Consider the following 14,315-nt stretch of genomic DNA (forward strand, 5'->3'; position numbering starts at 1 on the left):
GTTTGTTAGGGTTGTCGTCGAAAGACGCTGATTAAAGATAGAGGCTCGACCATAACGAGTCCGTTCAAAACTGATACACTTGACTACGAGTCGTCGCGAAAAATAAAGGTGGAGTCAATCCGCCGAACGGAGTATGGAACACATGAATTCAAATATCGTAACTGTTGGCAAGAAGATCCGTCAGATCCGCGAAGCGGTTGGCCTGAGCCGTCCCAAGTTTGCCGATCTGCTGGGTGTCCCCCCGACCACCCTGAAAAACTACGAACTGGGTTATCGTGAAGTTGGTGGCGCCTTCCTGGTCGCCCTGGCTCACCACCCGGAACTGCACAAGTTCACCCTCTGGCTGCTGGCCGACAAGAAAGTCGCCGAAATCGGTCAGATCGGTCCGGACGACCTTGCCAAGGCTTGAGTGATCGAGCCGAGATAAAAGTGCCGCCTACGGGGCGGCATTTTTTTATCCATCACTTCCTATATTGGCTTAATTAAATATTGTTTACTGTGCTCTGGGCAGTGATTTCAACCAAAACTCCTTGGCAAGCTGGCGTGATCCCCAGAGAATTCCGACCCTTTGAGCGGGGCCTTCCCGGGATGCGCACAGCGAGACAAGCATGAGTCACACCACCCACAAAGCCAGAGATGGCTTCACCAGCACCTTCGGCGTCCTGGCCGCCACCCTGGGCTCGGCCGTCGGCCTCGGCAACATCTGGAAGTTTCCCTACCTGACCGGCGAGAATGGCGGCGCCGGTTTCCTGCTGGTCTATGTGATCGCCACCCTGCTGGTGGGCTTGCCGGTGATGATCTCGGAGATCATGCTGGGCCGTCAGGCGAAATCCGATGCGGTGACGGGTCTCATCAAGCTGGCCCCCAAGGGGCAACCCTGGTGGCTGATCGCGGCCATGGGGGTGACGGCGGCCTTCCTCATCATGTCCTTTTATTCCGAGGTGGCGGCCTGGGTGTTCGCCTACATCTTCAAGGCGATCGACGGCTCCATCCTTTCCACGGATCCCGAGGTGACCGGGGCGGCCTTCGGGGCGCTGATCGCCAACCCGCTGCAGAGCCTGCTCTGGCAGTGGCTGGTGCTGGCGCTGATGGGAGGCATATTGCTGATGGGGGTCGCCAAGGGGATAGAGGCGGTGACCAAGCGGTTGATGCCCGTGCTCTTCATCCTCTTGCTGATCATCGGGTTGCGCAGCCTGACCCTGCCGGGGGCGAGTGAAGGGCTGCACTTTCTGTTCTCCCCCGATTTCTCCAAGATCACCGCCGGCGTGGTGCTGACGGCCATGGGACTGGCGTTTTTCAAGCTCTCCATCGGCATGGGCTGCATGATGACCTACGGCAGCTACTTCCGGGATGACCAGCACATCCCCCTGACCACGGTGCGGGTCATGTGCGCGGATCTCTTCGTCTCCATGCTGGCGGGGATCGCCATCTTCCCGGCGGTGTTTGCCTTCGGCTTCGAGCCCTCGGCCGGCCCCTCCCTGCTGTTCATCACCATACCGGCGGTGTTTGCCAGCATTCCGTTCGGCCACCTCTTCATGGTGCTGTTCTTCGTGCTCTCCGCCATCGCCGCCACCGGCGCCATGCTCTCCATCCTGGAGGTGCCTGTCTCCGTGCTGTCGGAGCGCTTCCACATGAGCCGCAAGAAGGCCACTCTGATCAACTTGCTGGTGCTGGGGGCGGTCGGCTCGACCTGCGCCCTCTCCAACAGCACTCTGGCGGACGTGCAGATCGCCGGTAAGACCTTCTTCGACCTGTTCGACTTCATCTCCTCCAACGTGCTCATGCCCCTTGGCGGCATACTGCTCTGCCTGTTCGTCGGCTGGGTATGGGGCTTCGATCGCATGGAAGCCGCCCTGACCAACGGCGGCCAGCTGGAGATCCGGATCCTCAAGCCGCTGTTCTTCATCATCCGCTACGTCTCGCCCCTGCTGATCCTGGTGGTGATGCTCAAGGGGCTGGGGCTGTTCTGAGTCTGACGGAGCATGAAAAAGAGCGCCTCGATGGCGCTCTTTTTTGTGGAGGGGCTAGATGACCCTGAGGCGAGAGAGCTCTTCTTTCAGTTGCTCCAGGTTGCGCTCGACGCAGGCCTCCCCCTCGTTGATGGCGTCGCTCGCCCGGTGGAAGTCCATGATGGAGAAGCTTCCAAGGCGCGGGCAGAGCTGGATCTCGGGGGGATCGCCCGCCATGCGGGCGCGGGTGATGCGCTCCTGCATGATGTTGATGGAGCCCGTCATCACGCTCCACATGCCGGGGGTGCTGGGTTCGCGCTCTCCCCGGTTCAGCCACTGGCTGAGCAATCCGCCCTGAGCGGGTTCGTCAGAGTCATCGGCCCAGGGCTGGTGCATGTCGGCGTTGAGGTTGACGGCGATCACCACCTCGGCCCCCATGGCGCGGGCGAGGGAGATGGGCACAGGGTTGACCACGGCGCCATCCACCAGCCACTGCTCGTCGACCCGGGTCGGGGTCAACACGCCGGGCATGCCGCAGGAGGCGCGCACGCACTGGCGCAGCGGCCCTTCTTGCAGCCAGATCTCGCGCCCGGTGTTGAGCTCGGTGGCGACGCAGGCGAAGGGGAGCGGCAGGCTCTCTATGGGGGGATCGCCGAGGTGGTTGGCGGCGATGCCAAACACCTTATCACCGCGAAACAGGCCGCCGGAGAGGGCGGGATCGAGCAGGCTCATCACCTGCAAGCGGCTGAAGCCGCGCACCCAGGACTCCAGCTTGTCCAGCTCGCCGGCGGCGTAGGCGGCGCCCACGAAGCTGCCGATGGAGCAGCCAGCCACCAGATCCGGTTTGACACCGAGCCGCTCCAGCGCCCGTATGATACCTATGTGCGCCCAGCCCCGGGCCGCACCGCTACCCAGAGCCAGTCCCAGACGGGGTTTTCGTGACACTGTGCGTCTCCTTGGATGAATGAAGGTTCCAGCTTACTCCGGCTGCACCTCGCCGTCATCCTGCCAGGCCTCGCTGCGATTGCGACCGTTGGCCTTGGCGCGATACAGGGCGACATCCGCCCGGCGTATGGTCTCGTGCAGGCTGATGTCTGCGCTCTGGCGATGATGACCGAGGCTGACCGTCACCCCGAGTTCTGGGGCTATCTCTTCCCAGGGATGCTCGGCGATGGCCCGCCGCAACAGTTCGGCCAGCTCGGCGAGGGAGGCCGCCTCATCGACCACCAGCAGCAGAAACTCTTCGCCGCCCCAGCGGATCAGCAGGTTTCCTCTGGTCAGGAGTGGCTGGCACAGTCGCACCAGCTGGATCAGCACTTCATCGCCGACCCCGTGGCCGAAGGTGTCGTTGACCCGCTTGAAGTGATCGCAGTCGAACATGATGGCGCCAGTGGTGTGGGCGCCGCCCTGGGCCTGCTTCTGCTCGAAGGCGACGAAGTGGTGGCGATTGAAGGCGCCGGTGAGGGCGTCGTGGCGGGAGAGATAATTCAGGCGCTGGTTGAGGCGGCGGGATCTCAGGCTGGAGAGGGTGGCGACCACCAGACAGAGCAGGGTGACGAGGGCGGTCACAGATTGCCAGAACAACGCCTCCAGCAGGGCGATGAGCGGGATGCGGTGAATCAGCGTGAGCGGAGTATCCGGGATGGCATGAACCAGCTGGAAGGCCCCCTGCTGCCAGCGGTAGCGATCCTGCTCCCGGTCGTGGCGCAGCGGCGGGGCCGTGCCGGGCTGGCTGCGGGCCAGCACCTGGCGATGCTGATTGATCAGAAACAGGGTGCCCACCTGGGGCACCGGTTGTTGCAGGGCCCGCTCCAGGTTGGCGAGCAGAATGTCGATGCTGAGCAGTCCGACGACCTTCTGCGCCTTGGTGATGGGCTGGGACAGGGTGATCATCTGCCCCCGTCCGGCGAAGTCCTGATAGGGGCGCGACAGGCTGGCCCGCCGGGCCGGGGGCTGCTGGGCCAGCATGTCCTGCCAGTAGGACTTGGTGTAGATGGCCGGGTCGAAGTGAAACTGGCTGGAGGGCACCCAGGGGTAGAGGTAGATGAAGTTGTCGGAGCCGGTGAAGTAGATCCAGGCCACGTCCTCGTCCAGCAGCTTGCTGGCGGTGGAGAGCAGGGGGGAGAGGCTCAGGGCCAGGTGAATCGTCTCTTCTCGCTCACTGCCGGGGGCGGGCAGGGGGCCCAGCCCCGTCAGATTGCCGATGAGGGCGGGGGGCAGATCGGCGGGCACTCGGTCCAGAGTGATCAGATTGCTTCTGTCCACCCGCAACGCCTGATAGAGGTGGCGGGAGAGGATGGACTCCGGGTTGCTGCGCAGGCGCTCCTCGGCCTGGCCCCGCATGGACTCCAGAAAGGCCTCCATCTCCTGAAACTGGGATCTCAGCTCCCCCGCCATGGCGATAGTGTCCCGCTTGTTCAGATCGGTGATATGGCGAAAGGCGTGTTGCAGGGAGAGAACCAATAGCAGGGAGCTCAGGCCAAACAGCAGCCACTGCAGGGGATATCTGACGAAGGCGTGGCTCAATCTGGACATAAATACACCGGAAACTACTGAGTTTTGGCTCATCAGTGTAAGGCACAAAGCCCATACCGTCTTTGCCGGATATCATTTTGATGATCTTTCGCCGCCGCTGTTACGATTTGTCACATTTCTACATAGTCGCGGCATAGTCAGGGGGTAACATGGTGCCATCATTGATGAAGTCTCCTCTTTTCTCTTAATTCATGGATCGTTTGATGAAAATGCGCATCTGGCTGTGGCTCTTTCCCCTTCTTCTGCTGCTGGCGGCAGCGGCCTGGTATCTGCGACAACCCGAGCCGGTCAGCGTGCACCAGCCAAAAGCGCTCAACATCAGGGCCGAGACGGTGAAACAAAGCCTGGCCGAACCCACCATCAAGCTGGTCAGCAAGCTCGTGGCCAACCGCTCCGTGGTGGTGAGCCCGGAAGTGACCGGTCGCATCATCAATATCGCGGTGCGCTCCGGCCAGCAGGTGGAGCAGGGGCAGACCCTGATCGCCCTGGACGCGGGCAAGCAGCAGGCCGAGCTCGCCGAACAGAGCGCCAGCGTGCGCGACGAAAGCCGCAAGCTGCGGGACATGCGCAAGCTGGTGGCGCGCGGCGCCATCACCACCTCCGAACTGGAGGGGCAGGAGGCCATAGTCGCCCAGGCCCAGGCCCGGGTCGATGCGGCCCGCTACGAACTCTCATTGCGCACCCTGACGGCCCCCTTCGATGGCACCGTCAGCCTCATCGACTTGAGCGAAGGGGCCCTGGTCAACAGCGGGGACGTCTTGCTGCACCTGGACGAGCTCGCCAAGCTGCGCCTCGACTTGGCGGTGCCCGAGCGCTACCTGGCCTTGCTCAAACCCGGCATGACGGTGACGGCCACCAGCTCCGCCTGGCCGGATCAATCCTTCTCCGGCGTGCTGGAAACCTTGGACAGCCGAATATCCAGCGAGACCCAGAACATCAAGGCCCGGGTCATACTGCCCAATCCCAGCGGCCAGCTGAGGCCCGGCATGCTGATGAACGTGGAGCTCGAACTGCCCGCCCAGAAGATGACTCTGATCCCGGCCCAGTCGGTGGAGTACGCCGGTGAGCTGCGTTACGTCTACCGCCTGGAGGCGGACGGCCGGGTCAAGCGCATCCCGGTGGAGCTCGGCGACACCCACGGCGAGGAGGTGTGGGTGCTCAAGGGGCTCAACGTCGGGGATCGCATCGCGGTGGAGGGGCTGGTCAACCTGCGTGACGGTGCCCTGGTACAGGATCTGGCTGAGGTGAAAGGCTGATGTGGCTCTCCGATATCTCAGTACGCCGCCCCCTGGTGGCCGTGGTCATCAGTGCCCTGCTCACCGTGTTCGGTCTGGTCGCCTTCAGCAAGCTGACGGTGCGGGAGATGCCGGACGTGCAGACCCCGTCCGTCTCCATCACCACCACCTATGACGGGGCCGCCCCCGAGGTGATGGAGAGCCAGGTCACCAAACCCATCGAGGATCAGCTCTCCGGCATCAGCGGCATCAAGAACATCAACTCGGTGACCCGCAAGGGGCGCTCCATGATCACGGTGGAGTTCAAGCTCGGCTGGAACATGCTGGAGGGCACCTCGGACGTGCGGGACGCCATCTCCCGCGCTCGGCCCAAGCTGCCGGACGAGGTGGATGAGCCCATGGTCACCAAGGACAACGGCAACGGGGACGTGGCCATCTGGCTGAACTTCAGCAGCACCCAGATGGACCGCACCGCCATGACCGACTATGCGAACCGCATGCTGGTGGACTCCCTGAGCCTGGTGGACGGGGTGAGCGAGGTCTCCCTCTCCGGGGATCTGAGCCAGGTGATGTATGTGCGGCTGCGCCCCGCCGACATGGCGGCCCGCGGCATCACGGTGGCGGATGTGCAGGATGCCCTCAAGCGGGAGAACATCGAGCTGCCGGGCGGCGAAATTCGCAACAACAGCATGACCATGGCGGTGCAGATCGCCCGTCTCTACCACAGCGCCGAGGATTTCCGCTCCCTGCCGGTGACGACCGCCGCCAACGGTCAGAGCATCTATCTGGCGGACATCGCCGACGTGGAGGTGGGGGCCAAGAACGAAGACAGCGCCTATCAGCGCAATGGCCGCGAGAGCTTAGGGATAGGCATCGTCGCCCAGTCCACCGCGAACCCGCTGGCGGTGGCCCAGGGGATCGAGCAGAAGATGACGGAGATGCAGCGTTTTCTGCCGGAAGGGGCCAGCCTGGAGGTGGATTATGACTCCACCATCTTTATCAAGCAGGCGATCCACGAGGTGTACGAGACCCTCGCCATCTGCGCCGTGCTGGTGGTGGCCGTGCTCTACCTGTTCCTGGGGCAGGGGCGTACCACCCTCATTCCGGCCATCACGGTGCCGGTCTCCCTCATCTCCGCCTTTATCGGCGCCTGGTATCTCGGCTTCTCCATCAACCTCATCACATTGCTGGCGCTCATTCTCGCCATCGGCCTGGTGGTGGATGACGCCATCGTCGTGGTGGAGAACATCCACCACCACCTGCAGCGCGGGGAACCACCCCTGATGGCGGCCTGGCACGGTACCCGAGAGGTCGGCTTCGCGGTCATCGCCACCACGGCGGTGCTGGTGATGGTGTTCGTCCCCATCGCCTTCATGGAGGGCATGGTGGGGCGACTCTTCACCGAGTTTGCGATCCTGCTATCGCTGGCCGTGCTCTTCTCCTCCCTGGTGGCCCTGACTCTGACTCCGGCCATGGGCTCCTGGCTGATGCGCGCCGTGGACAAGCCCAATCGCCTGACCGCCAGCCTGGACAAGAGCCTCGGCTGGGTTGAGATGCACTATCGGCGCCTGCTGGGCTGGGTGCTGCGCCGCTCCGTCTGGATGCCCCTGGTGCTGCTGCTCTGTCTCGGCGGCATCGGCGCCCTCTTTGGCAAGCTGCCGGCGAGCCTGACCCCCACCGAGGACAGGGGCGTGCTCTATGTGTTCGTGAAGGGGGCCGAGGGCACCAGTATCGAGCGGATGAAGCGCAACATGGAGCAGGTGGAGGCCGCCATCATGCCTCTGCTCGGCAAGGGGGTGGTGCAGGCCATGAGTTTCAGCACCCCGGCCTTCGGGCGCGGTGGCGATCAGACCGGTCTCGCCATCATACAGCTCACCGACTGGGCGGCCCGGGACGAGACCGCCACCGAATTCGGTCGCTCCCTGAGCGGTCGCCTCGCCGGCATTCCGGACGTGATGATCCGCACCTTCCAGCCCGGCTTCAGGGGCGGCTCCACCGCCGCCGTGCAGTTCGTGCTGCAGGGCTCGGATTACGCGGAGATCTACCAGCAGGGGCAGACCCTGCAACAGGCGGCGAGTCAGAGCGGCCTGATGCTGGCGCCGGATCTCGACTACGCCGAGAAGACCCCGGAGCTGCAGGTGACCATAGAGCGAGACAGGGCCAGCCAGCTCGGCATCCCGGTCTCCACCGTGGCGAGTTCACTGCAGGCCCTGCTCGGCGGGGTCAGCCAGACCACCTATGTGGACAGGGGGGAGGAATATGATGTTTACCTGCGGGCGAACCAGAACGACTTCAACGGCATCTCCGACATCAGCCGCATCTATCTGAAGGCGGCGAGCGGCGAGATGGTGAGCCTCTCGACCCTCGCCACCATCAAGCAGGTGGCTAGCCCCCAGCGCCTGAACCACTACCAGCGTCAGAAGGCCATCACCCTGACCGCGGATCTGGCCCCTGGCCACACCCTGGGGGAGGCCCTCGACTTCCTCGACGGCTGGGCCGCAGAACATCTGCCCGCCGGCATGTCGGTAGATTACGCCGGCGAGTCCAAGGACTATCGCGACAATCAAGGGGAGATGGCGCTGGTGTTCGGCCTGGCCCTGCTGGTGGTCTACCTGGTGCTGGTGGCCCAGTTCGAGAGCCTGATGACCCCGACCGTGGTGATGGTGACCGTGCCGCTCGGCATCTTCGGCGGTCTGCTGGGGCTCTGGCTGACGGGGCAGGAGCTCAGCATCTACAGCCAGATCGGCATGATCATGCTGATCGGCATGGTGACCAAGAACGGCATCTTGATCGTGGAGTTCATCAACCAGTTGCGCCAGCGGGGGGAATCCTTCGAGGAGGCCATCATCGCCGGCTCGGTGCGCCGCCTGCGCCCCATACTGATGACCTCCCTCACCGCCATCATAGGAGCCGTGCCCCTGATGATCTCCATGGGAGCCGGTTACGAGAGCCGGATGGCCGTGGGGACAGTGGTCTTCTTCGGCCTCTCCTTGGCGACCCTGGTGACCCTGCTGATGGTGCCTGCGATCTATCACCTGCTGGCGAAGCGGGCTGGCATGACGGGGGCTCGGGATCGGCTGGTGGACGAGGCGCTGGCTGCGGATGCCGCCATCACGGCACCAGCACCTGAAATCGCTCCGGCGCCCGACGTCCATCCGGCGTCAGAGTCCGGCCCACAGCCGCGAGACAAGCCCGCCGCCTAGTGCAGGCCCCCCATCTGGGAAAAGGGATGCAAAAGAGGATGGCTGGCAGGATTGCGCTGGTTATTATGTGGCCAGTGCAACCCTGAGAGCATCCACCATGCTGCCATCCGCTATCTATGAACCGCTGCCCTTCGTCTATCTGGGCGGCGGTTTATCCTTGTTGGGGCTAACCGACAGGCCGGCCCTGCTGCTGGCCGGGCTGGCCCTGTATCTCGCCGGCTCCCTCATCTGGTTTAGGCGCGGCCATCACAGGCGCCAGGACAAGCAGCGCCAGCCTCATCAGCGGGATTGGCCCCACTGGCTCTATGAGTGCCGTCCCTTCGCCCTGATCCTGCTCGGTGTGCTGATGCTGCGCCTCTCGACTCATCCCGTCTTTCTGATCCCCGCGCTTATCTGGTGTCTGCTGGGAGGCCGCCAGTTGCTGCAGCGCCATCAGCACCGTTTCCTGATGGCTCGCCCGCTGAGCCAGCGCTTCTCGCCGAGATGAGCCAGGAAACCTGAGCGGGGACCCCTTGTTTCCGAGCTTACCCTGCGAATAGTGGGGGCAAAAAGCCATCGCCCCCGCTCTGCTCTGCCGGTATAATACGCGACCCGAATTGTTCCAGGTGTTCAAAATGCAGCCGGTTACCCCTCTCTTCTCCTATCCCCGCTACTGGGCCGAGTGCTACGGCACGGCGCCCTTCCTGCCCATGTCCCGCAAGGAGATGGACAAGCTCGGCTGGGACAGCTGCGACATCGTGCTGGTGACCGGTGACGCCTATGTGGATCACCCGAGTTTCGGCATGGCGGTGATCGGCCGCATGCTGGAATCCCAGGGCTTTCGGGTCGGCATCATCGCCCAGCCGGATTGGTCATCCAAAGATGACTTTATGCGTCTGGGCAAGCCGAACCTCTTCTACGGGGTGACCGCGGGCAACATGGACTCCATGATCAACCGCTACACCTCGGACAAGAAGCTGCGCCACGACGACGCCTACACCCCGGGGGATGTGGGCGGTAAGCGGCCGGATCGCGCGACCCTGGTCTACACCCAGCGCTGCAAGGAGGCCTTCAAGGAGGTCCCGGTGGTCATCGGCGGCATAGAGGCGTCGCTTCGCCGCATCGCTCACTACGACTACTGGTCCGAGACCATACGCCGCTCCATCCTGATCGATGCTAAGGCCGACATCCTCATCTACGGCAACGCCGAGCGGCCGCTCATCGAGGTGGCCCACCGCATCGCCAACGGCGAGACCATGGAGACCATGCAGGACATTCGCGGCACCGCCGTGATCCGCAAGGATCCGCTGCCGGAGTGGCGTGGGGTGGATTCCAGCAAGCTGGATCAGATCGGCCGCATCGATCCCATCATGAACCCCTATATGGAAGGGGCGCCCTGCTCGGACGACGAGGGTACGGCGCCGGTGGAGCAGGAGGCCAAGCCCATCCTGGTGCAGCCACCGAAGCAGAAGCCCTGGGAGAAAACCTACGTCAAGCTGCCGGCGTTCGAGCGGGTCAAAGAGGACAAGGTGCTCTACGCCCATGCGTCCCGCATCCTGCACCACGAAACCAACCCCGGCTGTGCCCGCGCCCTGGCCCAGGCTCATGGCGATCGCATCATCTGGGTCAACCCGCCCGCCTTCCCGCTCGAGACCGACGAGATGGACGGGGTGTTCGGCCTGCCGTACCAGCGGGTGCCGCACCCGGCTTATGGCAACGAGAAGATCCCGGCCTACGAGATGATCAAGACCTCGGTCAACATCATGCGTGGCTGCTTCGGCGGCTGCTCCTTCTGCTCCATCACGGAGCACGAGGGGCGCATCATCCAGAGCCGATCGGAAGAGTCAATCATCAAAGAAATCGAAGAGATCCGCGACAAGGTGCCGGGCTTTACCGGCGTCATCTCGGATCTCGGCGGCCCCACCGCCAACATGTACCGCTTACGCTGCAAGAGCCCCAAGGCCGAGCAGACCTGCCGTCGTGCCTCCTGCGTCTGGCCCACCATCTGCCCGCACATGGACACCGACCATACCCCGACCATCGATCTCTATCGCAAGGCGCGGGATGTGAAGGGGATCAAGAAGATCTTGATCGCCTCCGGGGTGCGTTACGACATCGCCGTGGAAGATCCGCGCTACATCAAGGAGCTGGCCAAGTACCATGTCGGCGGCTACCTGAAGATTGCGCCGGAACACACCGAGGAGGGCCCGCTCTCCAAGATGATGAAGCCGGGCATGGGCAGCTACTACAGCTTCAAGGAGCTGTTCGACAAGTATTCCAAGGAGGCGGGCAAGCAACAGTACCTGATCCCCTACTTCATCTCGGCCCATCCGGGCACGACCGATGAAGACATGGTGAACATGGCGCTCTGGGTAAAAACGAACCGCTTCAAGCTCGATCAGGTGCAGAACTTCTACCCGTCGCCGCTGGCGAACGCCACCACCATGTATTACACCGAGAAAAACCCCCTCAACAAGGTGAGCCGCCAGGGTGGGGACGTGTTCGTGGTGAAAGGGGAGCGCCGTCGCCGCCTGCACAAGGCGCTGCTGCGCTATCACGATCCGGCCGGTTGGCCGATGATCCGCGAAGCCCTGCTGGAGATGGGCAAGGGCCACCTGATCGGCAACGGCCCCGACTGCCTGGTGCCGCCGGAAGGACGCGGCGAGGCCAAGGCCGAGCGCAGCCGCAACAAGGGCCTCAAGCCCGCCTTGACCCGCCACAGCAATATCGTGCATCAGCGCGGCAATGGGACTGGCAAGGCTGCTGGCGGAAAAGGTGCTCCTGCAGCTGGTAGAGGTGCCGCGCAAAGTGCATCGGCTGCCGCGCAGCAAGGCAATAAGGGGGCTCGTAGCGAAGCCCCAGCCAACAAGGGCGGCAAGGTGGGTAGCGGCAAACCGGTTGGTAGTCCGTTTGGTAAAGGAACGGGCGCCAGCGGTAAACCCTCAGTCCAAGGCGCTGGTCAGGGCAAAGCGGCCGGACAAGGCAAACCCGCCCAAAATGGCAAGGCACCCAGCCGCGCAGGCACCGCCAAGCCGGCGGCCCAAGGTGGCAAGTCCGCCGCAAAAGGCGGGGCAGCCAAGCGACCGGCTCGCTGATTTTCTCCTAATGGGAAAAGGATAGAAATAAAGAGGGCGACCAGATGGTCGCCCTCTTTATGACTAAATAGCTGATTCCTGAAACTCGAAATATCATGCCAGTGTAATAGAGGATAAAATTAAGCAATTCTAACACTCACAATTATTAATCGCATTTCACATTCGAGCCTGAAAGCTTATTTGTTGCTCTTGCATCAATCAAAACTAGCTCTTTACCTTGGTTTAATTTTAATTCTTTGAGCACCTTCAATAATTTTTCCAACTCATAGTCGGTGAAGTAGAGAATAACTTTTATAGATTTACTGGTTTGATTAGCAGCTTTGTAAACTTCTACTTGCTTTGCAAGATTTTGTTTTAGTTTGCTATTGCTTGCCAGCTTAAATTCTACAAGTGTACTATCTTTTGAACCTCTTGAGATTTTGTAGTCTACTGGGCCTCGCCCATTATTAACCTCTGCATTTACATCTTCTGCTGCTGCATACCAAGTTAGTCTAAATATTAACTGCAAATCAGATTCACGTTTTACAGGCTCTCCTTTAACATAGAACAACCGATAGCCATCATTACTTTCAATGACCTGTTTTAAAAATATGACACGGTTGTATGCTTCGTCAAAAGTATCACCCTTTTGAGAATAGAAAACCTTTTGGGCTCTGAGCATTTCAACCAAGTTGGTAACCTGACGTATAAATATCGCCTCAGTTTCTTGCACTTTTTGCTCGCTGAGAGCTACAGCTTCACTACCATGGTCCTCTTTGTATCTAATATAATGGTCAATCAGAATGGGAAATTCCAAAAGCGTTCTGGATATTGCTTTGTTGATTTCTTTTTTATTAGCTCGTGTAGGTATTTGTCTCAATAAATAATCATTTATCTGGGCTCGAAGTTCAATGTTTGGAATAGATGCTGCAATGTCATCAAAGTCACCAATAATGTCATGTTTATTGATCCAAGCCTCATCTTTCGTGAGGATGTCTTTTGGAGTAAGCAGAATAAAATCACCGTCAATATATGGCAGTTTATACTTCTGTGATACCCATCTACGTGTTTGATAGTCGAACTTAGCATGTTTTACACTGACGTCCTTACATCTTGATTCGTCCAAATGAGTTTTTGCAAAACTCTGGGTGTATTCACATAAAAACCCCTTTATCAAATTTGTCGTGAAATCACTGATAGCATCTTTACCTACACCATCTTTGATCAGACATAGCTTTTCGAGATGACTTCCTCTCGTTATCTGTTCATCACCAAAGTTTTTGAAGATAGAACTGAGGTTTTCATTTAGAGCGCTGGCAAATTTTTCACCAAGACCAGAACCACCATTTGCTACTTTACTATATCCAAGCCAATTCTGCTTTACCTCTGGGAAGAGAAACCAATGCTTTATTAAACCTTTAGCGATAGAGCCATCGTCTGACATGTTTCTTAAAAAAGTAATGTATTCTATTATTTCATTGTGGAGGTTTTTATATTCTTCCTTCTCACTGCTAAACAAAAGGAATGGATCGATAAAAACAGGGAGATCATTGATGAGAGATACATTGAAGGCCCCATAAGTATCAAGTTCTTCTTTAGTTACCCCAAAGTAGTCTGAAAAATATACGTTCATGCGAACTCTCTCTTCAATTTAACGTGTATATGACATGCATGCTTATTTATTATATTGATGCATCTCGTGTGCTTTTATAGAAACCGTAGGTTGGTGCTGAACGAGGTATAACCCAGAGCTAAATCTGGGACACTCACCTTTCTGAGAAAGGCGTAACACTGCCGAATCTCACGCTACCGCCCGTGGATTACAGCCTCCAATTTGCTCCCTTGACCCGCGCTGGCAGCAACCCGTCGCAGCTCAACAGGCTCTGAATGGCCACTGTAAGTCAAACGAAGCCAAACAGGCGAGCAACAGAAGTGATACAACCATCAGAAAGTTATCGTTTTTTGAACTCTGTCATCAAAGTCATCACCACATGCACTCAAAAGCGGTTAGTTGGTAGTAGCTTTGCTATCTTGGCGGCTGGTTAAAAGGGGGAGGGGGACACAATGACCTCTTCCCTAGACAAATTGCAGTGGGCATCAGGAGTTATCAGATGGCGGTAAAAGTCCGATCCAGAAGAGAGAAGGTGGGAAGTGGGCTCGGGTTGGTGATGGGGCTCATTGCCTTTAACCTGATCGCGCCCCTGCTCTTGGAATCAAAAGATATCTCGGATATGAACCGGATGATCGGGGCCATGGTCAGCGCCATGATCTGCTCCGAGCTGGGCGCCAGAGTGGGCAAGTGGCTCGATGCCAGAGAGCAGGCCAAATTCCCAGAGTAGA

The 14,315-nt window shown here is 59.8% G+C and carries 10 protein-coding genes; 7 read left to right on the plus strand and 3 right to left on the minus strand.

The window, feature by feature from the left end; translation table 11 throughout:
• Positions 1-142: 142 nt before the first annotated feature.
• Both ACT5M9_RS17760 and ACT5M9_RS17765 read left to right on the plus strand, forming a co-directional pair.
• Complete coding sequence (locus ACT5M9_RS17760; protein ID WP_026456659.1) at positions 143-409, plus strand: helix-turn-helix domain-containing protein; 267 nt, start codon at positions 143-145, stop codon at positions 407-409.
• 199 nt (positions 410-608) lie between these two features.
• Positions 609-1,970: a sodium-dependent transporter gene (locus tag ACT5M9_RS17765; protein ID WP_457980014.1), complete on the plus strand. Its 1,362-nt coding sequence runs from the start codon at positions 609-611 to the stop codon at positions 1,968-1,970.
• Between the two features lie 54 nt (positions 1,971-2,024).
• Here ACT5M9_RS17765 and rssA read toward each other — a convergent pair whose 3' ends face one another.
• Both rssA and ACT5M9_RS17775 read right to left on the minus strand, forming a co-directional pair.
• Positions 2,025-2,894: a patatin-like phospholipase RssA gene (gene rssA / locus ACT5M9_RS17770; protein ID WP_438550132.1), complete on the minus strand. Its 870-nt coding sequence runs from the start codon at positions 2,892-2,894 to the stop codon at positions 2,025-2,027.
• Positions 2,895-2,927: 33 nt separating this feature from the next.
• On the minus strand, positions 2,928-4,484 hold the full coding sequence (locus ACT5M9_RS17775) for a sensor domain-containing diguanylate cyclase (RefSeq protein WP_457980012.1): 1,557 nt from the start codon (positions 4,482-4,484) through the stop codon (positions 2,928-2,930).
• Between the two features lie 203 nt (positions 4,485-4,687).
• Between ACT5M9_RS17775 and ACT5M9_RS17780 the strand changes: the two genes are divergently transcribed.
• From ACT5M9_RS17780 to ACT5M9_RS17795, 4 genes are all read left to right on the plus strand, one after another.
• Complete coding sequence (locus tag ACT5M9_RS17780) at positions 4,688-5,740, plus strand: efflux RND transporter periplasmic adaptor subunit (RefSeq protein ID WP_457980010.1); 1,053 nt, start codon at positions 4,688-4,690, stop codon at positions 5,738-5,740.
• Entirely contained in the window at positions 5,740-8,922 is a 3,183-nt protein-coding gene (locus ACT5M9_RS17785; RefSeq protein ID WP_457980009.1) for an efflux RND transporter permease subunit, read from the plus strand. The genes ACT5M9_RS17780 and ACT5M9_RS17785 overlap by 1 nt, the downstream gene beginning before the upstream one ends.
• Before the next feature lie 97 nt (positions 8,923-9,019).
• Entirely contained in the window at positions 9,020-9,409 is a 390-nt protein-coding gene (locus ACT5M9_RS17790; protein WP_457980008.1) for a hypothetical protein, read from the plus strand.
• A 127-nt stretch (positions 9,410-9,536) separates the two neighbouring features.
• Positions 9,537-11,996, plus strand: a complete 2,460-nt coding sequence (locus ACT5M9_RS17795; RefSeq protein WP_457980006.1) for a YgiQ family radical SAM protein — start codon at positions 9,537-9,539, stop codon at positions 11,994-11,996.
• A 145-nt stretch (positions 11,997-12,141) separates the two neighbouring features.
• Here the strand turns inward: ACT5M9_RS17795 and ACT5M9_RS17800 are convergent, their stop codons facing one another.
• On the minus strand, positions 12,142-13,608 hold the full coding sequence (locus tag ACT5M9_RS17800) for a DUF8370 family protein (RefSeq protein ID WP_457980005.1): 1,467 nt from the start codon (positions 13,606-13,608) through the stop codon (positions 12,142-12,144).
• 478 nt (positions 13,609-14,086) lie between these two features.
• On the opposite strand from ACT5M9_RS17800, the gene ACT5M9_RS17805 reads away from it, so the two are divergent.
• A complete protein-coding gene (locus ACT5M9_RS17805) occupies positions 14,087-14,314 on the plus strand; it encodes a hypothetical protein (RefSeq protein ID WP_457980003.1) in 228 nt (75 codons plus the stop codon).
• The last annotated feature ends 1 nt before the right edge of the window (position 14,315 follow it).

The organism is Aeromonas sp. AE23HZ002T15, from assembly GCF_054165525.2.